Raw genomic sequence first — 22,212 nt, forward strand, 5'->3', positions numbered from 1 at the left:
CTGACTGGCAGCACACGGGGAGGTCCGATGACCGCTGTCTCACATTGCGCCCAGGCACCAGTTGCCACCGAACGGTTGGTCCTGCGGCTCTTCACTCCGGACGACGTCGAGGACCGGTACGCGTACCAGGCCCTTCCCGAGGTCGCCCGCTTCCTCTACCGGCCGCCGCTCACGCGCGAGGGCTGCGCCGAGTCCATCGCCGCGCGGACGGGCGGGACGCCTTGGGAAGCGGACGACGACGCACTCCTGCTGGCCGTGTGCCGTGCGGAGGATCCCCGCGTCGCCATCGGCGAAGTGGTCCTCACTCTCGCGAGCGCGCGCGCCCGACAGGCCGAGATCGGCTGGGTCTTCGACCCGCGGTACGCCGGACAGGGCTACGCCACCGAAGCGGCGCGCGCCCTCGCTTCGCTGGCCTTCGGCCAGTTGGGCGTCCACCGGGTCTTCGCCCGGCTCGATGTTCTCAACACCGCCTCGGTGCGCGTGTGCGAGCGTCTCGGAATGCGGCGCGAAGCGCATCTGGTCGACAACGACCTCGACGGTGATCGCTGGGGCAGTGAGTACGTCTACGCGATACTCGCACGCGAGTGGGAGAGCTGACCCAGGGCGTGCCGGCCATGGGTCGGCTGCCCGGTCGCCGTGCTCTCTCAGCCGATGGTGACGACACGTGCCCAGGGCGGTGGGGCGTCGGGGACGTAGTCCGGATTGTCCTCGTCCACGGCGCGGGAGGGGCGGGGGAAGAGTCCGACGACGGTGCGGCAGGGCGGCTGCGCGGAGGGCCACGGCGTCTGGCCGTCGGTGAGGGCGACGATCACGTCCGGGCGCGGTCGGAAGCGGAGCGCCCGGGTGAAGCCGGAGCGCAGGTCCGTTCCCCCGCCGCCGAGCAGTTCGATGTTCTCGGCCCGGCAGAGCGGGACGGCGACCCCGGCCGCCGCGTCGCAGGAGATCACCGAGACGAGGTCGCGCCGCCCGCCCACCGCCCGCGAGATCGCCGCCACCTCCAGCAGCGCGCTGCCCAGCTCGGCGTCGCTCACCGACCCGGAGGTGTCGATCACCACGCAGACGTGGGGCGGCGTACGGCGCAGGCTCGGCAGCAGCACTCCGGGGATGCCGGCCGAGCGCCGGGAGGGGCGCCGGTAGCTGTGGTTCTCGCCCACCCCCGGCGCGCCCGCCGCCGAGCGGACCGCCGCCCCCAGCAACTGTCGCCACGGCTGCGGCGGATGGAAGACCTCGTCCGCCCATCGGCGCCATCCCTCCGGTGCATCGCCCGGCCGGCCTTTGACGCCCTCGGCGACCCGGAAGCGGACTGCGTCCCGCTGCTGTCTGCTCAACCCGTGGGCCCCGTCGGGCCCCAGCTCCCACGGCCGGGCCTGCCCGTCGGCACCGCTGCCGCAGTCCAGCCAGGCCAGGTCGGCGGCGAGCCCGGACATCGAAGCCGTCCGCAGGTACTCCTCCATCAACAGGCCGTCAGGCAACCGCAGCAGCGACGGGCGCACCGCTCCGGCAGGCCGGGGCAGACCGTCACCGTAGATGTCGTCGTTGATCTCGAAGTCGGCGGCGATGTTGCGCCGCAGCCTTTCCCAGCCTTCGGCCCGCGAGCCCCCCGTCTCGCCTCGCTCGCCCGGCCCGTGCTCCTCCTGCTCCCGCGCATACCGCTCGCTGCGTTCGTGGTGGTCTCGGAGCAGGTGGGAGACCTCGTGCACCCAGACACCCGCCAGCTCTTCCACCGGGGTGCGCGCCACGAAACCGGGCGAGACGTAGCAGCGCCAGTGCGCGTCCACCGCCATCGTCGGCACCGAGCGGTCCTCCACGACGTGCAACGCGAAGAGGGCGGCGGCCAGGTAGGGGCGGACCTTCACCGCGTGCAGCCGGGCGGCCAGCAACTTCTCCATGTCCAAAGGGAGTCCGGGCCGGTCGTACGGGCCGCCGGAGCCGGCCGGCGGCGTCGGCACGGTGGCCCGTACCGGGCGTGGCGGCGCGGGCCGGGCCATCGGGTGCGGCAGCGGGACCGGGCGCTTCGCGGCCCCCTTCATCGGCGCGTCCCCGTCGCGCGCCCGGCGACTGCCGTGGCCCGGCCCACCGACTGGTCCGCCCGGCGGGCGAGGCCGACCACCGCGGCCAGCCGCTCCACCGTCTCCGGCACCTCCCAGTCGTCGCGCCGCAGCGCGGCCAGCGTGGTCGCCGGGGCGACCAGCAGGTCCGGGGCACCGGTCTCCAGTGCGCGGGCCAGCACCTTCCAGGCCGCCTCCCACCGCTCCCGCTCCGGTCGTGCGCCGACCGCAGCCACCACCGCCTCCAGCGCCGCCTGCCGCAGATCGCCGCGTTCCGGCAGCTCGGCGGAGGGGGGATCGGTCAGCAGGGACTCCGGGTCCGGCAGGTCCATTCGGTCCAGATGGGCGAGGAGTTCGAGCCCCGGCCCGTCCCCCACCGCGCCCCGTACCAGCAGCGCGAGCACTTCCCGGGAGACGGAGGCCGCCGTGCCGAAGGCGAGCAGGGTCAGCGCGGCTTCCCAGCTGCGGGGCGACGGCCAGGCACCGCCGCGCCGCGTCTCGGTGCTCGGGAGCCGGTGGATCAGTGTCGGCCGGGCCTGAAGGAAGCCGCAGATGGCGCGCCGGGCGTACGCCACGGCCTCCGGCAGTCGTTCCGGCTCCAGCCGGGGCAGTTCCGCCCGGGGCCAGACCCCGCCCAGCCCGCGCACCACCACTTCCCGGTCGTGCACCCAGTACAGATGCACGAACCGGTTGGCCAGCGGCGGGCTCAGTTCCCAGCCGTCGGCCGCCGAGGCGCGCGGATTGGCGGCGGCCACGATCCTTACGCCCGGCGGTAGTTGAAGCGCACCGACCTTCCGCTCCAGGACGACCCGGAGCAGTGCGGCCTGGACGGCCGGTGTGGCGGTGGAGAGTTCGTCCAGGAACAGCAGGCCCTTCCCGGCCCGCACCAGCTCCACGGCCCACTGCGGCGGCGCCATCGGCACCCCCTGCACCGCCGGGTCGTCGCCGACGATGGGCAGTCCGGAGAAGTCGGACGGCTCGTGGACGCTGGCGATCACGGTCGTCAGCGGCAGGTCGAGGGAGGTGGCGAGCTGGGTCAGGGCCGCGGTCTTGCCGATGCCCGGTTCGCCCCAGAGCAGCACGGGCAGGTCGGCCGCGACGGCCAGGGTGAGCGCTTCGAGCTGCTCGTCGGGGCGCGGCTCGGTGGTGGTCGTCCGCAGCAGGTTCAGGAGGTCGTCGGCGAGGGCGAGTTGGGCGCCGGTTGCGGATGCGCGGACGGGGATGGGTGCCGGGGCGGCGGCCGGGGCCGGGGCCGGGGCGTGCAGGAGGGTGCTGGCGGTCATGGGTATCACCTGGGGTGGGATGAGGGGACGGGACGGCCCGTCCGTGTGGCGTTAGGGTGCGCGGCGTCGAACGCGCGGGAAATGCAGGGGCATTGACTGGTCAGCGCATCAGGCCGGTGCGTGGCCGGGCCCGGCTGCTGTGCTTGTGGCGCATGGCATGAGGCACACGGCGATCGAGCCGGGGACGATGGCCGGCGTCCACGTGTCCCGCACCCGAGGCGTTCCCGCCTCCCGCGTCGCCGGCGGCGGGGTGCACGGTGACCAGCCCCGAGCGGAAGAGGCCGTGGTCGATACGGCGGGCCGCGGCCGACTCCAGTTCCTGCCGGAGCGGCCCGTCGGGCAGGACGGCGCCGGGACCGAGCAGCCCCTCCACCACGGCCAGCGCCCCGGCGACGTCACCGTGGCGGAGCCGCTCCCGGACGGCGGGCAGGGCCTGCGGGTCGCGGTGTACCGAGTCGATCGCCCGCAGGCAGGGCAGCGCCGGCCCGCCGAGCGCCACCAGCAGTTCCTCACGCCGCAGTTCGGACGGATCGTGATCGATAGCCGTGAGCGCCCCGTCCCGCAGCGCGATCCTGTGGACCTCGCCCCGGCATTCGACCTGGTGCGGATCGCCGGGCGCGGGGGCGGGCGCGGCCGCTGGCGCCGGGCCGGGCTGCGCCAGTGCCGCGGCGACGAGCGGATGCAGCCGGTCGGCCGCGATGAGCCCGGCCCGCAGCAGCTCCAGATCCGGAAGGACCCGAGCCGATGCCTCCGGTAGCACCGGAAGAGCCGCGACCTGCTGCGGCGGCAGCACGTCTCGCAGCGGCCGGAGGGTGGGAACGTGGCTGTCGTCGGGGGCGACGAGTGTGAGGACGGCGCGGCTGCGCGCACCGAGCCGCACGGTGAAGGCCCCGCGGGGGCGCTCTTCGGCCCGCAACAGCAACTCCGCTTCGGCGGCCCACCGGGCCACCGCCCACAAGGCATCGTCGACGGCGGGCAGATCCGGAAGGTCCGGCGGGACGGAACCACTGGTTCCGGGGGGCCGGCCGGGCGGTGCCGCCGGCGGTGTCCCGTCCGCTCCGCATCGCCGCGCGAGTTCGCCGCTTCGGCTGGAGTCCCAGAGGTGCCGGTGCAGGTCGAGCCGGAAGCGCCGGTCGGGATGCGGGTGCGGGTGATGCCTGGGGGCGCCGGTTCCGGACCCCTCCCACAGGGCCAGGGACATCCGCTGACCGGCATCGGCCCAGGTCGGCGGTGTGCGCACCACCAGCAGCAGCGGCGTGGCGCCCGAGCTGCCGTAACGGGCCAGGGAGAGGGTGAGGCCGGGCCGGAGCCGGCCGTCGGGCGCGGTGCGGGGCATGTGCCAGCGGAGCAGATCCGGCGCCAGCCGCCGCAGGTCCGCTCGAAGGCGAGTGGCGACTTCGGTGCCGTGACGGTTGCGCACGGCGCGCAGATCGAGATCGATGTCGACTCGGGCGGCGGCGCAGGCCCCCGACCAGTCACCGACCGCACGCCGTGCGGTAGCGGTCTCGATCATGGACGGTGGCACGGCGTACTCGCGCACGCGCTGCCACATCAACAGGCGGGACGGGAAGTCGTTCGTGAAGTGATGTGCCATCAGCACTCACCTTGCGCGAACGAGTCCCCCAATCCGTACGAGGAGAAGTTCTTCATCCCGCGCATCATAACCACACTCCCGAGGGGCTGTCCTCAGTCTTTTCCCTCGCCCCTCGCGGCGCATGGCGCCCGCCGGCTCAGACCGGACTCAGCGGATGTGCCGCCGTGGCGGACCGGGGCGGCCAGGCCTGCGGGGAGAGGATGCCGAGCACATAGGCGCGGGCGACCAGGGCGGGGCGGGTGGCGGCGCCCAGGAGGTCGCGCAGGCGGCTCAGGTGGTAGTCGACGGTCTGACGTGAGAGGTGCAGGGTTCCCGCGATGTCCGCGTTGCTGCGCCCGGCGGCCAGCAAGGCGAGGATGCGCACCTGGGTGGCCGTGAGCGGCGGCTGCGCCTCGTGGCGTAAGCCGACCTGCGTCATGACGGCCCATACCCCGGACACGCGTTCCGAAGCACCGGGCACCGCGCTCAGGTGGACACGCACACGGCGCAGCCCGTTGTCCCCGTCGACCAGTACCGCGGCGGCACGGGCGCTTCTGCGTCGGCCGTCTATGAGGTCGTCCCAGATCCGGTGCAGGGCGCCGCGTTCGGGTGTCCTCGCGAGGAGGCTGTCGGCGGGCAGCCCGATGAGCTCGGAGAGGCGGACGTGCAGGAGTTCCGCAACGGCGGTGCCGGCCTCCCCCACCACTCCGTCCACGGACAGGCGGACGCAGAGAAGGCCGCTGTGGTCGCGCAGGGCCCGCAAGTCCTCCTCGGCGCGGCGCCGTTGGTCCAGGGCGTGGGTGTAGTCGGTGACGTCGACGTAGATGCCGGCCACGCAGCGGTGCCCTGCCCAGCGGACGGGGAAGCGGTACCCCGCCGCCCGTCCGGAGGATCCGTCGGGGCGCCGGTAGCCGAGGGTGTGCCGTACGGGCCTGTCACCGGTCAGGACCTGCTGGTCCAGGGCGAGGAACCGGGTGACGTCGCCGGGTTCGTCCACATCGGCGAGGTGGCGGCCGATCACGGCGTCGCGCGTGGTGCCGTACAGGTGGGCGTACGCGTGGTTGGCCCACAGGTAGTGGCCGGTCGCGTCGCGCACGAATGCCGCGGCCGGGGTGAGGTCGGCGAACGCGGCGTACGGGTTCTCGTCCGGCCGGCCGCTCACCTCGACCGCCACTCCCCTGCTGCCGTGCCGGTCGGCGCTGGTGTGGCGGGCCGGCCAGTTGACGTCGAAGGTGCGGCCTTCGAAGCACGCCTGGTACGGGCCCGCGTCCGGCGCATCGGACGACGGGCCGCCGCGGTCGGCGCAGAGGGCTTCCAGGAAGCGGCGGGCGGTCCGCTCGTCGGCGAACGCGCCGCCTCCGCTGTCGAGCACTCTCAGCCCGCCGTCGGCTTCCCACCAGGACACCGGAAGGGGCGCGAGCAGCGTCTTGAAATCGGCCTCGTCCACGGCCCAACTCCTTCAATTGTCCACCATGTCACGTTGAGTGACACCTCATGCGTATCCCGTAGCGCATCAGCCATGCGCAGCCGCCGGGTGCCACCCCCGTGTGCACCGGTCGGTCACTAGCGCATCACCTGATCTGCACATGCCACCAATCGGTCGCGGCACTACGGCATTTGCCTGAACGGTTCGCCGCTTTCGGCGCCGCTTACGCGAGTTGAGGCTGGTTCGCTGGAAAGAGGCGGCAACACGGGGGACTTCGCACCGGCAGCGCGTGAGCCGGCCGAAGCAGCCGATCGGGCGCGGTCCGCGCCCGGGGCGTCGGGACGACCGAGGGAGTTGGGTATCAGTGAGCAAGGTGCTGTACGTGCATGCCAAGGGCGGCCCCCCGGCGGGGCACGCCCTGACGCGGGTGGCCGCGAGGTCCGCGGTGCACCTGCTGGCACTCAGCGAGCTGCCCGCCACCGTGGCGGCGGAAGCCGCGAGGCTGTGCGAGTCGGTCCTCACGCACACCGCCGTGGAGGGACGCGATCTCGTGGAGCTCATCACCGCCCGTGCGCGCGAGGTGAGCGCGGACGCGGTCGTCACCTTCTCGGAGTACGCGGTGGTGGCGGTCGCCGAGGCGTCCCGGCGACTCGGGCTGCGGGGTGCCGGGCCCACCGCCGTGCTCGCCCGTGACAAGCGGCTGATGCGTGCGGCCTGGGAGCGCCGGGGCTTACCGCAGCCCCGGTTCCGCTCGGTCACCACCGCCACGGAACTGGAGTGCGCGGCGGCCGAGTTGTCGTTCCCGCTGCTGCTGAAGGCTGCGTGGAGCGCCGGTTCCACCGCCCACCAGATCATCGAGACGCCGGGGGACGTGCGCGACGCCTGGCAGCGGTCGCACACGGTGATGGCGGAGTCGGCGCTGCTCGGGTTCGCGGAGCTCCATGTGGCCGGGGCCGGTGAGGACTTCATCGTGGAGGAGATCGTCAGCGGGTGCGCCGAGGACTGGTTCGACGGTTCCGGCTGGGGTGACTACGTCAGTGTCGAGGGTGTGGTGGTCGACGGTGCCTTCCGCCCGGTCTGTGTGAGCGGACGGATGCCCACGGTGGCGCCGTTCACCGAGCGCGCCGGCATCACCCCGGCGGCTCTCGGGAGCACCGCCCAGACCAGGATCGTGGAGCTGGCCCGGCAGGCCGTGGACGCCCTGGGTCTGGAGAACTGCGGCACGCACACGGAGATCAAGCTGGGCGCAGACGGTCGTATGTGGGTGATCGAGACGGCCGCACGGTTCGGCGGCGCGATGACGGTGCCGCAGATCGAGCAGGTCTTCGGACTCGACCTGGTCGGCATGTTCACCGATCAGCTGCTCGGCGGCTCCCCCGCCTGGCCCGCGCGGGCGTTGACACCGGACGACGCCGACGGCGCGGCCGGGTCCCTGGTGGTGCTCGCGGTGAACGGTGACGGTTCGCCCTGGGCCCGCCGCCATCGGTGGGACTCCGACACGGTCGTCCGTTCCGCCCCGGTCGGCGCGGGCAGCACCCTGTCCGTCGTCGCCGAGAGCTCCCTGCCGGACGGCACCCCCGTGCCGGTGTACGACCCTGCCGCCGGCGCCAACACCATGGCGGCGGTGTGTCTGCTGTCGGCCGACCGGCCGCAGACCGTCGTGGACGACTTCGCCGCGGTGGTGGACGCCCTGCCGCGGATCCTGCCCACGGACGTCACCGAGGCGGTGCGGGCATGACCGACACACTGGACGAGGTGGGCGTGCCCGAGACCGCGGGCGACCGCACCGCCGTCGGCGCCAACCTGTCGCTGCCGCTGTTCCGCGCGCTGTCCGGGGTGCTGGCCGGCCATCCGTACCTCAAGGTGGTCGTGGACCGTGCCGAGAACACCTGGCATCTGCTCGACACCCGGGTGCATCCCTTCCACGTCGACTACATCGCGACCCGCGTGCTCGGCATGACGCTGGACGAACTCGACGCGAACCTGGACGCGTTCAACGCCTCGGTGTACATGGACCCCGAACGCCGCTTCCTGCTCGGTGTGTTGTCCCTGCACACCGAGGAGGAGGCCGACGGCTCCGAGCGGCCCTTCCTCGTACTGGAGACCACCGAGGCGGACACCATGCCCGGGCCCCTGCTGGAGGAGTTCTACCACTACGTGCGCGGACGGGTGGACGGTCGCCTGCCGCTGCTGCTGAAGCCGGCCAACCACGGCCAGGAGCATGAACTGGCCGCGGTCGGTGAGGCGCGGGTGCCGCGCATCCTCAGCCATGAGCTGTTCGGCAACCGGACCCGTACCTGCCTCAACCCGGGTGAGGCCGAGGGACGGCTGCGCTACTTCCGCACCACGGCCGAGTACGAGAGTGCCGCCGCGGAACTCGGCTGGCCGGACATCGTCGCCATGCCCCGTCTGCCCGACGACGTGCCCCGCACCGCCGGGTTCATCAACACGGCCCCGACCACTCCTCTTTCGCACACGAACGTCCTGGCCTCCGGCTGGGGCATCCCGAACGCGATCGTCCGCGATCTCGACGCCGTCGTACGGCGCGACGGTCTCGACGGCGCGTGGGTGCGCTATCGCGTGCGCGAGGACGCCGTCACCCTGGAACGGCTGCCCGGCGCACCGGCTCTGGAACGGCCCGCCTGGCACCGGCAGCGCATCCGTATCCAGACACCTCTGCTTCAGGAAGCCCCGATCCTGGCGCTGCACCGGCTGCGGCGCACCGACCGGGACGGTTACGGCACCAAGGCCGCCAACCTCGGGGAGCTGCACCACGTCCTGGACAGCCGCACCGCGGATCTGACGAGGTTCTACGCGCGCCCGCGCCCGCCACGGCCGGATCTCCTCGGCCACCTCGCCGCCCGGCTGGGCGAGCCCGGGGCGTCGCCGGAGCGGCTGCGGGCCGCCGCGGCCGAACGCGTTGCGGAGACGGTCCGCGCACCCCGGGGGGTGGCCCTGCCGTTCCGGCTGCACCATCTGTTCCTCACCTCCTCCCCCGCACTCCAGCAGGGCATCGGCAGGCTGAAGATGGCACTGGAGCTCGACGCCTTGGACATGGTGGACTCGCTGTCTCTGCACCTTCAGCGTCTGACGTGCAGTACGCCGATGCCCGTGGAGGTGGCGCGGGCGATCACCGCCTCCGTGGCGGAGCTCACGGCGGACGGCCGTCGTCTGGTGGTGCGCTCCTCCTCCAACGCCGAGGATCTGCCCGGCTTCTCCGCCGCCGGGATCTACGACTCGGTCACCACGGTGCACGGCACGGACCGGCTCATGGACGCGGTACGGCAGGTGTGGGCGTCGCTGCTGTCGCCGCGCAGCGTGCGCCTGCGGCACCAGGCGGGCATCCCCCTGGACGACACCTACATGGGGGTGATCGTCCAGGAGTACATGCCCGCCGACCTGGGGGGCGTGCTGGTGACCTGTGATCCGACGCGGCCCGAGGACTTCCGCAACGTGTACCTCAACTGCACGCCCGGCTCGCCCGAGCGGGTGGTCGACGGCACGGTCCTGCCGCAGCAGTACCTGTACAACACCGTCGAGGGCGGCGGGCGCACGGTCGACCTCGGCTCCTCCCGCGAGGACCTCCCGGCCGCGACACGCACCTCACTGGCCCAACTGGCGCTGACAGGACGCCTGTTGCAGTCCCACTTCAGCGAGGACGACTGCGACGACGCCCTGGACATCGAGTGGCTCATGACCGCAGAGGGGACCTTCCACCTGGTCCAGGTCCGCCCCTACGCCCGGTGAGGCGCCGTATGTCCCTCCTGCGGCCCTCCCCTGCGCCGGTGCCGTCCCCGGCCGCGCGCCGGATCATCCGCCTGAACAACGGGTTCCAGCTTCTGTTCAACCTGCTGTGGTGGATGCCCGTGTTCTACGCGTACCAGCGTGACGCGGGCCTGTCCGACGGCCAGATCTTCGGCATCCAGAGCATCTACTACATCGCCTTCTGCCTGTTCGAGATACCGACCGGAATCGTCGCCGACCGTATCGGCGCCCGCAACTGCCTGCGCGCGGGAGCGGTGGTCATGACGGCGGCGAATATGGCACCGGTGCTGGCACCGACGTACACCGGGTTCCTCGCGCACTTCCTCGCCATCGCGGCCGGACGTTCCCTGACGTCGGGCGCGGCGAGCGCCTATCTCTACGACGGGCTGCGCGCCGAGCGGGCGGACGCCCACTACCTGAAGGCCGAGGGCACGGCACGTGCCCTCGGGCTCGCCGCCAAGGTCGTCTGCTGGCCGCTCGTGGGGCCGCTGATGACACTGGCCCCGCAGACACCGTACGTGCTCAGCGCGGCGAGCGCGGCCGGTTCCCTCGGCTGCGCCCTCGCCCTGCCGCGGCTCGCGGCGCACGGGACGGACATCCGACCGCCTACCCGAGCACGGCGGAACGGAGGCTTCCTGCGCGACACGGGCGCCGCGCTGCGTGCCCTCCGGTCGTCACCGTGGCTGGCCCTGCTCATGGTCCAGGGCGTCGCCGTGTTCACGCTGTCGCGGATCTGCCAGGTCAACCTGTTCCAGCCGGTGCTCCTGGAGCACGGCATCGGGGAGAGCGCACACGGCAGTGTGCTCGCGGCGATGACGGTCGCCGAGGCGGTGGCGTCGGCCCGACCGCAGTGGCTGAGCCGCCGGCTGCCGCCTGTCGTCTGGGTGTCCCTGCTGAGCGTGGCGCTCGCCGCCGCCCTGGCGGGCACCGCCATGGGCGGGCCGTGGACCGTGGTCGCCCTGCTGTGCGCGTTCGCCGCGATCACCGGGTTCGTCTATCCGGTGCAGCGCAAGCTCGTCAACGACGCCATCCCGGTCCACGCTCCGCGGGCCACGCTGCTGTCGGTGGAGAGCATTGTGGACCGTGGTGTGTGCGCGCTGGCCGCGGTGGCCGCCGGTGCCTATCTGGCGGCAGACCGACTGGACGCACTGCTGTGGCACAGTGCCGCGCTCACCTGCCTCCTGATGCCCGCACTTCACCTGGCGCTGCACCGGGTCGGTCGGGGAAGCACCCCGGACAGGGCAGGCGGCACCGTCTCCCGCTCCCGCGGAACAGACACTCCCTCGACGGACCAACCCGTCTCCCTACCGGTCGACGAGGGCGCGGCACCGCGCTCTTGAGTGCGGGCGTCCCAGGGAGCGCGTCGTCACGTCCTACGCATCCGGGTCCCAGGCCAGGAGCAGGTCGAAGAGACGTCGGTCGCCGTCGAGCTCCAGGGAGTCCACCGGAATACGGTGTACAAGGCCAGGACCAGCTCACCGGCCGTGCCCCGGGCGGAGGCGTTCTCGCCCGCAGCGGTGGCGGGCATGGTGCCGGGTGTCGGGAGGCTGTCGGTCCGTGCGCCGTCGGCGGAGAGCCAGAGGCGCCAGGAGCGGCCCTCGGTGGGGTGGTAATCGACGGCCGCGGGCTCGTGCGGCCAGGCGTCCGTCGTTGCGCAGCAGGTGGAAAGGAACCCACGTCGGGACGCCTGGTGGTGTCCGCGGGGGGGGATCTGGACGGCGGCATGCCACCATGCCGGCAGTGCCTCGTGCAGGCGCTGCCGGCATGGTGGCCATCCGACGGCGTCGAGGCCGTGGTGAGAACAGTGGCGAGACGGCTGTCGGGCCGGCGGTGGCCGGCCCGCCCGGCTCCGCAGATCATGACAATGACCCCGTTGTCGATAACGATCTCGGCTCAACCCTTGTGGGCGGTGTGATCCGTTTTAGCCTCCGGACATGGGATTTCTTTCAAGCCGCCGCAAACGGGCCCGTCTCGCCCCTGAACTCGACGACCAGGAGCTGGGCAGGCTGCTGAAGTCCCTGCGGGCGACCTCCAGGACGGGGACCATCGCCACCACCGACCTGTGCCTGGCGCAGCTGTCGCGGCTGCTCGACCAGAGCGCGGGCGACTGGGACCGCCGAACCCACCGGATCAGCGTCCTCGCGGACTTTCTCGCCGCGTCGCATCTGCCCAGGTCGTGGGCCGCACGCGAGCCTGGCAATGCGACGGCGCTCGTGCTGCACGCCTGGACCCAGGTCGCGCAGGCCGGCGCCCAGGACGATCGGGGCGGTACGGCCGACGCCACGGAGAGCTGCCTGCGTGCCGCCGAGCTCGCGCCGGACGATCCCACTCCGTGGGTTGCTCTGCTCAAGGTGGCGCGCTGGGAACGCTGGACGCAGCCGCAGGTGTTCGGAGTGTGGAACGAGGTGCTCGCGCGTGACCGGTGGAACCGTGAGGCGTACATGAGCATGCTGGCCTATCTCGATCCCGAAGAGGCCGGCTCCCGGTTTCAGGTCATGGAGTTCGTCGACGCGTTGGTCGCACGTATGCCGGCCAACGCACCCTGCGCGGCGACGGAGCTCACCGCGCAGGTCTTCCAGTACCAGGCCATCCTCGGCCGGGGCGGATACGAAGCACTGGTGGCACGGACCCACTGGTCCCAGGGAATGGCCGCTCAGGCACTCGATCGCGTGGTGCACGCCTGGGTGCAGCCGGGATTCCTTCGCCACTCCAAGGCGATCGCCGACTTGAACCTCCTGGCCTACGCGCTGATGGCCGCCGACCGCCGTGTTGACGCTCGTGCGGTGTTCGAGGCGGTCGGTGGGATCGTCACCGCCTGGCCCTGGCAGATCGGCGGCGACCCGCTCACCGAGTTCGAGCAGGCGCAGCGCAGAGCCACCGTCGGCCTGTGACGGCTCCTGGCGGTGTCCGCAGAGCGCGGTCCGCGGCCCGCGCGTGGGCCGCGAGGCCGCGTCCTCGCCGTCGTCTGCTCGGTGTGTGGTGTGAGGGCTGTTCACGTCGTGGGGCGGTGCAGCCGTGCGTGTACGACCGTGAGGGACGTCGCCGCGGCCGCGAACCCCAGAACCGCGCCGGCCGCGACGTCGCCGGGGTAGTGCACGCCCGTGTGGACGCGGGAGTAGCCGACGGCGGCCGCCAGCGCCCCGAGCGGCACCGCGGCGGGAGGCAGTACGACGCCCACCGCGGTGGCGAACGCGGTCGCCGAGGCGGTGTGGCCGGAAGGGAAGGATGCGGACTTCGGCATGGGCACGTGCCGGTCCAGCACCACGCGGGCCTCTTCCCGGTCGGGCCGGCGCCGGCGGACCATCCGCTTGCCGAACAGGTTCGACGCCGCCGAGGCGAGCGTGACCGCGCAGACCCCGGCCAGCGCCGCGCGCCGGGGACGGCCCGGGACGAGGGCGAGGCCCGCGGCCACGGTCAGTGAGATCTTGGAGTGGTCGGCCGTGTGCGACAGCCGCCGCAACGCACGGTCCAGCGTGGGCGTGGGGGTGGCGGCCACGGCCGCGTACAGGGCTCCGTCGACGGCACGGAGGTCGCGCAGTACGGAGGCCGTGACGGACCGGGCAGCGGCGGCGGACAGGGGTGTGCGGGGTCAGGCACGAGTGTCTCCTTCGGGCGTCCGCTCGGTACGGCACAGCCGAGCGCGCGAGCAGCCGCGCCGCCGCCCCCTCTGCACGCCGCCCGCGCCTGCATGGCACCACCTGAGGGGCGGCCGGCCACGGAATGAACCGCCGGACCCGCCGGCGGCTACGGCGAAAGCCCCCGGGCGGCTGCCCAAGCCAAGTGAGTGAATCCGGGTCGCCGGATACTCGTCGCCGCGCTTCCCACGGTTACAGTGATGACTCCGCGTGACGTTGCCGTTGCCCAATGCATTCGGCATCTGCGAGTCGCGCGAAGGAGCGGCCATGGCTGGGGCACGGACGGTGTTCTTCTTCCGCGGCGGCAGGTACGTGCGGTACGAGATCGATCCGGCCACCGGGGCGGAGACGGTCAACCACGACGTCTACCCGCGCAGCATCGCCGAGGCGTGGACCGCGATGCCCGCCTCGTTCACGAACGGCATCGATGCCGTGGTCCCCTGGCCGGACGGTTTCGTGTATTTCTTCAAGGGGTCGAAGTACGTCCGCTGGGATGCGACCGACGACACCGTGGACGCCGGCTTCTACCCGCACGACACCGCCGAGCAGTGGCCGGCTCTTCCCGCGTCGTTCGCCGCCGGAATCGACGCGGCGATCAACTGGGGAGACGGACGGGCGTTCTTCTTCAAGGGCTCGAAATACGTCCGCTACGACATCGCGGACGACTTCGTCGACCAGAACATCTACCCCCGCGACATCAGCGAGGGGTGGCCCGACTTCCCGCTCCCTTTCAAGAACGGCGTGGACGCGGCGGTCAACTGGGGGAACGGGACGGCGTACTTCTTCAAGGGCAGTAGTTACCTCAACTACGACATGAAGAACGACGTCGTGCGCCCTGGTTATCCCCTCCCGATCACCGAACCCGGGAAGTGGCCGGAGCTGGTCCGGGCGGGCTTCACCGGGCCCATCGACGACGTGCTCGAGTGGCCGCAGGCCGATGTGGCGAGCGTCGACATTCCGGCTAGGCTGGTGACGTGCATTAAAGGAACGCAGCCGACCGTGCACTGCGGCGGCGAGTTCGACATGCACGCCGTGTTCACCGACGCCAATCCGTCCGTTCCGGCGTGCGGCGAGTACCGGCAGTACATTCGGGGTCAGCTGACGCTGAACGGGGAGCCGGCACCCTTCGTCACCAAGGAGAACGGGGTTCCGCAGCCACGGGTGATGCGGCCCCGGCCGGGTCCCGGCTCCACCGACGACAATTTCATCGAGGACGGCCAGGGCGCGAAGAACCCGGCCAATCCTTTCCACGTCGATCTGGACTACGGCCATCGCAACGCTGCCATCGGAAACGCGAATCGCAACGACATGTACCTCGTCAAGCGGCGCTCCGGGGCGGAGTACGTGGGCAGGGACACCCCGGGAATCTCCTCGGCGCCGGCGGGGACCTTCTTCTCGATCGATGTCGATTTCCGCGGGCAGCTCATCGATGTCTGCAATGGCGGAACCGTACTCTTCACTCGGGAGTGGACCGTGAAATGTAGTGTGCCGTGATGAGCCCCATGGCTTCGGATACTCCGCAACTCGCGGGCGACTTCTGGGTGTTTCCATCTCTCGGCGAGATGTCCGACGGCACGGTGCCCGTCACCGTGGCCATCGCCGTGGAGGAGACCTCCGACCTCCAGGACGGAGACGTCGCCGTGGAACTCGTCGCCGACGGACAGGCCCTGAACATCGCCCAAGGGCCGGCCCCCGGACCGCTCCCGGTCGTCCAGCTGGTCGGTTACAACGCCTACGCGCAGTACCGGTTCGACAATCCGGACCAACTCACCCCGGCCACGGTGACGGTGACGGTGCGCGGCGGAAGCACCGTCTTCGACGTCTCACTGCCCGTCGGGTAGCGACGATTCGGCACAGGAAGAAGCTGATCATGAGCCAGCCGGGCACGGTGGCACTCACCGTCGATCACGACGGCTCGGTCCAGGCCATCGCGTTCAGTGCGGACAGCACTCGGTTCGCCAGTGGTGGTGGCGACTCGCTGGTGCGGGTGCGCACGGTGGGCATCGGTGCCCCGCTGGACGTGCCCAGCGAGGGCTTCGTGACCGGCATCGAGTTCAGCCCGGACGGCGCCGCGTTCGCGGTGGCCGACTTCGAGCAGGTGTTTCTGCGTGCCAGCTCGACCGGAAAGGCGATCTGGCAGGGACCGCTGGATCCGGGCAACTCGGTGAACGCCGTGCGCTTCGGCCCGGACGGGACAGTCGTCGCCACCACCGACACGTTGGTCGCCGTACTCGAGGGCGCGACCGGGGCGGCCAGGCGGCGGATCCCCGTCGACGCACCGCTGATCGCCGACATCGACCTGAGCCGGGACGGTACCCGGGTCGCGCTGGCCATCGACGAGCGCCATGGCGGCGACCACCGGTTCGCCGGGTCCGCGCGCGTGCTGGCGCTGGCCACGGGCGCCGAACTCGGGCGGCTGACCCCGGACAACGCCGTCCTCGCCGTCGCGTTCAGCCCGGACGCCTCCCTCGTGCTGTGCTGCGCCGCCGACGACACCGTCCGGATGTTCGAGGCGGAGGGCGGGGTGCAGCTGTGGCCCGCCGAGGGAGAGATCGACGACGAGGTCACCGCCGCCCCGAACTGCCTGGCCTTCGACCCCAAGGGCCTGTGGACGGTGGTGGGCGGAGCGGACGGGTTCGCCCGGGTACTGGAAGCGGAGTCCGGGGTGGAGAGGGGCCGGGCGCCGAAGCTGGACCCCGGGGCGCCCGACCCGCAGTTCGGCGCCGTCACCCACGTGGCGTTCGCCCCGAACGGCAAGGTGGTGGCCAGCGCCTCCATCGACAACGTGGTGCGCGTCTTCAACCTCGACGGCAAAGAGCACTACACCGTGACCACCGGCGAGGTGCTGGCCCTGGAATTCAGCCCGGACGGGCGCTGGCTCGGCGTCGGCTGCTTCGACCGCGCGCTGGTGATCGACAACGGCGAACCGGGCCACGGGTGAGGTGACATGGATCCGCACGAACTCCTGCACCAGGTCGCCGACCGACTGCGCGCACTGGCCCAGAACGCGGTGGAGGATCTCGTCCGCCGGCTGCCCCAGCTCGGTGAGGAGCCGTCAGCGGCCGGAACCGTCCTGGCGGGGCGGCTGCTGGCGGTGCACGACCGGCTGCCCGCGGGCAACCCGCTGGTGGAGCTGGTACGCGAGGCGCTCGGCAACCTGGACGCCGGCTCGGCCGTACGACTGCACGGCTGGCGGCGAGCGCCGGGGGCACCGATCGGCGTGGCCCTGGTGCTGACCGCCCCGTCCGGCGCCGCGGCCGGGCGGGCGGTGCTGGGGGTGACCCCAGGCGGGCCGGTGTTCGACGTCGTGGTCACCCCGGGAGCGGCACTGTCCATGCCGCCGACGGTGACCGGGCCGTGGAAGGCGCAGGCGACGATCGCCTCACCGGGCGGCTGGGACACGTCGTTCGGTCCCGGCACTCCGCCGACGTCACCCGGCGGCACCGCGACGATCCGCCTGGAGCGATCCGGCCGTCTGGCGGCCGGCATGACCGACGGACCCGGCATCAGCGTGAACGGCCTCGCGGTGACCGTCACAGCCACCCCGGACGCGCCGCCGGCCGTCGAGGTCGAGTTGCGGGAGCTGAATGCCGCCGTCCTGCCGAGGGCACTGGCGAAGCTGGTCGGCGCGGGCGAGTCCAGCCCGATGGCCGGCGGCTCCGAGCCTGTCACGGTCACCGTCCGGGCCGATCGCGACAGCGGGCTGCGCTTCACCCGAACCGGCACGCTGCGCGTCGCGCTGCCGCTGCGGCTGAACACACCGGGCGTCCGTACCCGGGGCGCCGCGCTGGAGCTGACCTCCGACGGCGGCGATCCGCGGCTGGCCGTCTCCGTGTCGGTCACCGCCGCCCTGCCCGGCCTGCCCCTGCGCGCCTCGCTGGACCGAGCCGGGATCGACCTGCCGGTGGTGTTCTCACCGGACCGGCTGGGCATCGACCCCCATCGGCTCGGCGAGCTGTTCCCGGACGGCGTCGGCACCGAACTCACCCTCCCGCCCGTCTCCGGCGGCGGCGTGGTCCGGCGCACGCAGGACGCGGGCTACGCCGGGCTGATCTCGATCGATCTGAGCGTGCTCCAGGTTCAGGCGGTTGCCTTGTTCCGGCCACCGACGGGAGGCGCGCCGACCAGCTTCCTGGTGCTGCTGTCCGCCGCGTTCCCGGCGCCCGGCATCCAGCTCGGGCTCGGCTTCGCGCTCGATGCGGTCGGCGGACTCGTCGGCGTCAACCGGCGCGTGGACATCACCGCCCTGCAGCAGCTGGTCAGTGACGGCAACGCCGACCGCGTGCTGTTCCCCGACCACGCGGTCGAGCGCGCCGCGGAGATCATCGGGTCGCTGGGCTCGGCGTATCCGGTGGCCCCCGGGCGGTCCCTGGTCGGGCCGATGGTCCGCATCACCTGGGGCGGGCGGATCGTGTCGCTGTCCGGCGCGCTGATCCTGGAACTACCGGCACCGGTGCGGGCGGTGCTGGTCGGGCGGCTCCTGGTGAGCCTGCCCGATCCGGCCGTACCGCTGATCCGGCTACAGGCGAGCGTGCTCGGCCGGATCGACCCGGCCGTACCGGTGGTCGAGCTGCTGGTGTCGCTGGCCGGGTCGTGGATCGTCGGACTGGCCGTACGCGGCGAGATGTACCTGCTGGTGCGCGGCGGCCGGCAGCAGGAGTTCGTGCTGTCCGCCGGCGGCTTCCACCCGCGGTACACCCGCCCCGCCCAGGTGCCCGCGCTGCGCCGGCTCGAGGTCGACCTCGCCCCGGGCAACGCCTTCGGGCTGCGTATGGAGGCTTACTTCGCGGTCACCTCCAACGCGGTGATGTTCGGCGGTCAGGTGCAGCTGGACGCGACGATCGCCGGCTGCGGCGTGCAGGGCTGGCTCGGTCTGGACGCGCTGTTCGTCTTCGACCCGGTGTTCGCGTTCTCGGTGCATGTACGGGCCGGCGTGGCGGTACGTGCGTTCGGCCGCCGACTGGCCAGCGTGGGCCTGGACTTCACCCTGGAGGGCCCCGCACCCTGGCACGCCTTCGGCACCGGCAGCATCTCGGTGCTGTTCTGGGACGTCGAGCTGGACTTCGACATCCGATGGGGCTCGCCGCCCGCAGTCGCGCCGTCGCCCGGGCGTGATCCGCTCAAGCCGCTGAGCGAGGCCATCGGCCGGTCGAAGGCGTGGGTGGCGCAACGTCCGGCGGTCGAGCGCACCGCGCTGGCGTTCACTTCCGCGGCGGTCGAAAAGCTGGCCAAGGGAGAGGTCGTGCACCCCGACGCCATCCTGCGGGTCAGCCAGCAGGTGATCCCGCTGGGCGTGCCGATCTCCCGGTTCGAGCGCCGGCCGGTACCGGTGCAGAAGTGGACGATCAAGGAGGTCACCCTCGGCACACCACGGCCCGCGGCCAACCTCCCCTCGCTGCCCGAGCGGTTCGTACCCGGCGAGTTCTTCGATCTCACCGAGGACCAGCAGCTCTCCACGCCCGCCTTCGTCAGCCACGCCGGCGGGGTGCGCGTGGGCACGGACGGCATCGGCCTGGGCCCCGGGCACCGCGTCGACGACACGTACGAAACCGGCTACGAACCTCCCCTGCCCACCCGGCAGTTCTCCCGCTGGCCGGGGCTTTTCCGCCATGAGGCGGTGTTCACGCGCAGCGCCGCCGAACGGCTGCTGCGGTGGCACACGCCCAAGGCGGCCGTCCAGGTCCGTCCCCCGACGCTGAGCGTGGTCGCCGCCCACGACATGACTCCTCTGCTCCGCGACGTGTCGCTGGTCAACGCGACCGCGGACGCCTGGGAAGCGGTGCGCGAGCAGCTCGCCGACCCGCAGGCCCCCGTACAGCTCGTCGAGAGCTGGGAGCAGCGCGCGTGAGCCCGGACCCCTTGGCGGGCACGGAGCCGGTGCCCGACCACAGACCCACGTCAGGGCCCGGCGGCCCGGGCTGGAGCGACGTATGACGACGCGATGGTTCTTCTCCTCGGCACGGGTCGGTGCGGCGGCTGCGGCGGTGGGTCAGGCGCTGTCCACGTCCGTCGTCTTCGATCGCGAGATCGGCGGCCGGGTTGGACAGGAGCACGTGGCCGGACCCACTCTGTCGCTTCTCGGACCGGGAGACGTCGTCGGCTTCGACCGGAGCATGGTGCTGCGCGAGGAGCCGCCGCCCGGCACGGTCTCCGCAGCGGAGAACGTGATGGTTGGGGTCGAGCTGGCGCACGCCGACCTGCCCTGGCTGCTGTCCCCCGGTTCCGCCCCGACGCCGTCCGGGCCGACTCCGCAGCCGTGGATCGCGCTGATCGTACTCAGGGACGACGAAGCGGATCCGCCACGTGCCGCCCACCCGTTGCCGGTGCTCACCGCCCCGGTCGCCAAGCTGCCGCCGCCGGCCGAGCGGTGGGCCTGGGCGCATGTGGAGGCCCGTCTGCCGGACAATGTCACCGACCTCGCGACCGCCCAGCAGCTCGCCGCACAAGGCGTGCGCGACCACTCGGCGGACGTCGTCGGGCGGCTGCTGTGTCCGCGCAAGCTGGATCCGAACCGGGAGTGGATCGCCGCCGTGGTGCCGGCGACCGCCGCCGGCCGGGCCGCCGGCCTCGATACCCCGCTGATCGGGCCGGGTACGGCCGATGCCTGGCCGGTCGGCGGCGCCGACACCGTCGACCTGCCCGTCTACCACTGGTGGAGCTTCCGCACCGGGCAGGCGGGCACGTTCGAGGAGCTGGCCCGCCGACTGCGCTTCCGGCCCGCCGCCGACGCCGGACTGGGGACCCGGAGCATCGACGTCAGCCGGCCCTGGCCCGCCGAGCAGCAAGACCTCCCGTCGGTCACCGTCGCCATGGACGGTGCCTTGCGGGTGCCGGGCACGGCGGCGCCCGAGGTGTGGTCGGACCCTGCGGCACAGGACCGGTTCCGCTCCCTTTTGCGTAAGCGCCTGGACGCCCCGGCCCGGCGTCGCGACGAGCCCGGTGAACCCGTCGACGACGAACAGCCGCCCGGCGACCGGGACACCGCCGCCGTCGCCCCGCCGCTCTACGGCAGCCATCACACCGGCCGGCAGACCGTGCCGGAGGACCCGGACTCCTGGATGAGCACGCTCAACCTCGACGTTCGCCGCAGGGTGGCCGCCGCGCTCGGCGCCCGCTATGTGCAGGCGGAGCAGGACTTCCTGATGGCCCGGGCGTGGGAGCAGGTCGGTGAGATCCGGGAGGCGAACCGCCTGCTGGCCGTGAGTGAGCTGGCCGCTGCGGCTGCCGAACGGGCTCAGCGCAAGCACCTCGCTCCGCTGGACGTGGCGGATCTGGTCACCGTCATGGCGCCCGTGGGCAACCGCACGCCGTTGCCCGCCGACATGTCCGGCCCGATCGCGGCGCCGACCACCCTGACCACGTTGCTGGCCGCATCCCCGGTGCTGGCCGGCGCCGCCGACACCTCGTTCGTCCGGCTCACCCGCCGCACCGGCGCACTGGCCCGCCGTGCGGGCCGTATCGCGGGCGAAGACGCCCCCGTGGAGAGCACGCCCGTCCTGGTGGAGGGGCTGAGGGAGATGGAGCTGATCGACGAGCAGGCGCCCGGGACGGGCCTGCCCGCCGAGCTGCGCTCCGCGCTCAGCCCGCCACGGCTCCAGGTGCTGCGCATGACCGACCGCATCCCCGCCGACTTCTGGGCGCAGCGCAGCGCCTTTGATGACCGTCCGCTGCGCCCGGTCATGGCACACCCCTCGTTCTCCGTGCCGATCGCCGAGGAGCTGCTGGCCCGCTGGCCGGAGTGGGCGCTGCCCGGGATCGGTGCGCTGCCACCGGACTCGGTGACGCTGCTGGAGACCAATCCGGAGTTCGTCGCCGCCCTGCTGGTCGGGCTCAACCACGAGTTCAACCGGGAGCTTCTCTGGCGGGAGTTCCCGACCGACCAGCGCGGCACCGCCTTCGCCCGGTTCTGGCCCACCGACGGCACGGACATCGACGAGATCGCCACCTGGCCGCTGGACGCCCCGCTGAGCAGTCGGCTGCACGCCGGCGGTGAGGGCAACCTGGCGCTGCTGGTGCGCGGTGAACTGCTGCACCGTTTTCCGGGCACCGCGCTGCTCGCCGTGCGCGGCGAGAACGGCAGGCTGCCCGCCGCGTTCGGCGGAGTGCCGGCCACCCCTCTGGCGCTGGACGAGTCCACGGTGCTCTATCTGTTCGCCGGCCTCGACGCGCAACGGGCCCGAGCCGAGGACTGGTTCTTCGTGTTCCGTGAGCCGATGCGCGGCACCCAGTTCGGGTTCGACACCGGCCCCCTGCCCGTTCCGATGAGAACCTGGGCCGACCTCACCTGGAGCGGCGTCCCGGTGGACGCCGCCGGCTTCGTCCGCCTCGGGCCGGCGCCCACCCCACCGACCGAACCGGCGCCGATCGATCCGCCGGCGTGGGACCGGGACGCGGCCGACATGGCCCGTATCGCCTTCCAGCAGCCGTTCCAACTGGCCTTTCGCGCCACCACGCTGCTGAGCAGCTGATGACCGCGCCGAGA

General features: G+C 72.4%; 15 protein-coding genes. 10 read left to right on the forward strand and 5 right to left on the reverse strand.

Annotated features, from left to right (window positions below; translation table 11 throughout):
- Positions 1–27: 27 nt before the first annotated feature.
- The gene (locus ACZ7DL_RS35520; protein WP_470780685.1) at positions 28–597 is read left to right on the forward strand and encodes a GNAT family N-acetyltransferase; all 570 of its coding nucleotides are present in this window, start codon (positions 28–30) and stop codon (positions 595–597) included.
- 47 nt (positions 598–644) lie between these two features.
- Here ACZ7DL_RS35520 and ACZ7DL_RS35525 read toward each other — a convergent pair whose 3' ends face one another.
- The 4 genes from ACZ7DL_RS35525 to ACZ7DL_RS35540 form a co-directional block, all read right to left on the reverse strand.
- Positions 645–1,889, reverse strand: a complete 1,245-nt coding sequence (locus ACZ7DL_RS35525; RefSeq protein WP_470780793.1) for a vWA domain-containing protein — start codon at positions 1,887–1,889, stop codon at positions 645–647.
- Between the two features lie 137 nt (positions 1,890–2,026).
- Positions 2,027–3,331 carry an AAA family ATPase gene (locus ACZ7DL_RS35530; protein WP_470780687.1) on the reverse strand — a complete coding sequence of 435 codons (1,305 nt, stop codon included), beginning with the start codon at positions 3,329–3,331 and terminating at the stop codon, positions 2,027–2,029.
- Between the two features lie 100 nt (positions 3,332–3,431).
- Positions 3,432–4,925, reverse strand: coding sequence for a hypothetical protein (locus ACZ7DL_RS35535; RefSeq protein ID WP_470780689.1), 1,494 nt, complete (start codon positions 4,923–4,925; stop codon positions 3,432–3,434).
- Positions 4,926–5,061: 136 nt separating this feature from the next.
- A complete protein-coding gene (locus ACZ7DL_RS35540) occupies positions 5,062–6,351 on the reverse strand; it encodes a PAS domain-containing protein (protein WP_470780690.1) in 1,290 nt (429 codons plus the stop codon).
- 343 nt (positions 6,352–6,694) lie between these two features.
- On the opposite strand from ACZ7DL_RS35540, the gene ACZ7DL_RS35545 reads away from it, so the two are divergent.
- The 4 genes from ACZ7DL_RS35545 to ACZ7DL_RS35560 all read left to right on the forward strand — a co-directional run bounded on the left by ACZ7DL_RS35545 (position 6,695) and on the right by ACZ7DL_RS35560 (position 12,986).
- Entirely contained in the window at positions 6,695–8,068 is a 1,374-nt protein-coding gene (locus tag ACZ7DL_RS35545; RefSeq protein WP_470780692.1) for an ATP-grasp domain-containing protein, read from the forward strand.
- Positions 8,065–10,077 (forward strand): PEP/pyruvate-binding domain-containing protein, encoded by a 2,013-nt coding sequence (locus tag ACZ7DL_RS35550; RefSeq protein WP_470780694.1) that lies wholly within the window; start codon positions 8,065–8,067, stop codon positions 10,075–10,077. Before ACZ7DL_RS35545 ends, ACZ7DL_RS35550 begins: the two co-directional genes overlap by 4 nt.
- Positions 10,078–10,085: 8 nt before the next feature.
- Complete coding sequence (locus ACZ7DL_RS35555; RefSeq protein WP_470780695.1) at positions 10,086–11,435, forward strand: MFS transporter; 1,350 nt, start codon at positions 10,086–10,088, stop codon at positions 11,433–11,435.
- A gap of 594 nt (positions 11,436–12,029) precedes the next feature.
- A complete protein-coding gene (locus tag ACZ7DL_RS35560) occupies positions 12,030–12,986 on the forward strand; it encodes a hypothetical protein (protein ID WP_470780697.1) in 957 nt (318 codons plus the stop codon).
- 101 nt (positions 12,987–13,087) lie between these two features.
- On the opposite strand, the gene ACZ7DL_RS35565 is transcribed toward ACZ7DL_RS35560, so the two are convergent.
- Positions 13,088–13,672 (reverse strand): phosphatase PAP2 family protein, encoded by a 585-nt coding sequence (locus ACZ7DL_RS35565; RefSeq protein ID WP_470780794.1) that lies wholly within the window; start codon positions 13,670–13,672, stop codon positions 13,088–13,090.
- A 325-nt stretch (positions 13,673–13,997) separates the two neighbouring features.
- Between ACZ7DL_RS35565 and ACZ7DL_RS35570 the strand changes: the two genes are divergently transcribed.
- The 5 genes from ACZ7DL_RS35570 to ACZ7DL_RS35590 all read left to right on the forward strand — a co-directional run bounded on the left by ACZ7DL_RS35570 (position 13,998) and on the right by ACZ7DL_RS35590 (position 22,198).
- On the forward strand, positions 13,998–15,224 hold the full coding sequence (locus ACZ7DL_RS35570; protein ID WP_470780699.1) for a hemopexin repeat-containing protein: 1,227 nt from the start codon (positions 13,998–14,000) through the stop codon (positions 15,222–15,224).
- The gene (locus tag ACZ7DL_RS35575) at positions 15,224–15,571 is read left to right on the forward strand and encodes a hypothetical protein (protein ID WP_470780701.1); all 348 of its coding nucleotides are present in this window, start codon (positions 15,224–15,226) and stop codon (positions 15,569–15,571) included. Before ACZ7DL_RS35570 ends, ACZ7DL_RS35575 begins: the two co-directional genes overlap by 1 nt.
- Before the next feature lie 29 nt (positions 15,572–15,600).
- The gene (locus ACZ7DL_RS35580; protein ID WP_470780703.1) at positions 15,601–16,671 is read left to right on the forward strand and encodes a WD40 repeat domain-containing protein; all 1,071 of its coding nucleotides are present in this window, start codon (positions 15,601–15,603) and stop codon (positions 16,669–16,671) included.
- 6 nt (positions 16,672–16,677) lie between these two features.
- Positions 16,678–19,578, forward strand: a complete 2,901-nt coding sequence (locus tag ACZ7DL_RS35585) for a DUF6603 domain-containing protein (RefSeq protein ID WP_470780704.1) — start codon at positions 16,678–16,680, stop codon at positions 19,576–19,578.
- Positions 19,579–19,660: 82 nt separating this feature from the next.
- A complete protein-coding gene (locus ACZ7DL_RS35590) occupies positions 19,661–22,198 on the forward strand; it encodes a hypothetical protein (protein WP_470780706.1) in 2,538 nt (845 codons plus the stop codon).
- Positions 22,199–22,212: the final 14 nt, after the last annotated feature.

The organism is Streptomyces sp. NPDC036984, from assembly GCF_055607665.1.

Coding starts and splice junctions, on each gene's coding strand:
- ACZ7DL_RS35590 (WP_470780706.1), top strand. CDS start 19,661: ATGACGACGCGATGGTTCTTCTCCTCGGCACGGGTCGGTGCGGCGGCT.
- ACZ7DL_RS35550 (WP_470780694.1), top strand. CDS start 8,065: ATGACCGACACACTGGACGAGGTGGGCGTGCCCGAGACCGCGGGCGAC.
- ACZ7DL_RS35520 (WP_470780685.1), top strand. CDS start 28: ATGACCGCTGTCTCACATTGCGCCCAGGCACCAGTTGCCACCGAACGG.
- ACZ7DL_RS35575 (WP_470780701.1), top strand. CDS start 15,224: ATGAGCCCCATGGCTTCGGATACTCCGCAACTCGCGGGCGACTTCTGG.
- ACZ7DL_RS35585 (WP_470780704.1), top strand. CDS start 16,678: ATGGATCCGCACGAACTCCTGCACCAGGTCGCCGACCGACTGCGCGCA.
- ACZ7DL_RS35525 (WP_470780793.1), bottom strand. CDS start 1,889: ATGGAGAAGTTGCTGGCCGCCCGGCTGCACGCGGTGAAGGTCCGCCCC.
- ACZ7DL_RS35570 (WP_470780699.1), top strand. CDS start 13,998: ATGGCTGGGGCACGGACGGTGTTCTTCTTCCGCGGCGGCAGGTACGTG.
- ACZ7DL_RS35535 (WP_470780689.1), bottom strand. CDS start 4,925: ATGGCACATCACTTCACGAACGACTTCCCGTCCCGCCTGTTGATGTGG.
- ACZ7DL_RS35580 (WP_470780703.1), top strand. CDS start 15,601: ATGAGCCAGCCGGGCACGGTGGCACTCACCGTCGATCACGACGGCTCG.
- ACZ7DL_RS35555 (WP_470780695.1), top strand. CDS start 10,086: ATGTCCCTCCTGCGGCCCTCCCCTGCGCCGGTGCCGTCCCCGGCCGCG.
- ACZ7DL_RS35560 (WP_470780697.1), top strand. CDS start 12,030: ATGGGATTTCTTTCAAGCCGCCGCAAACGGGCCCGTCTCGCCCCTGAA.
- ACZ7DL_RS35530 (WP_470780687.1), bottom strand. CDS start 3,331: ATGACCGCCAGCACCCTCCTGCACGCCCCGGCCCCGGCCCCGGCCGCC.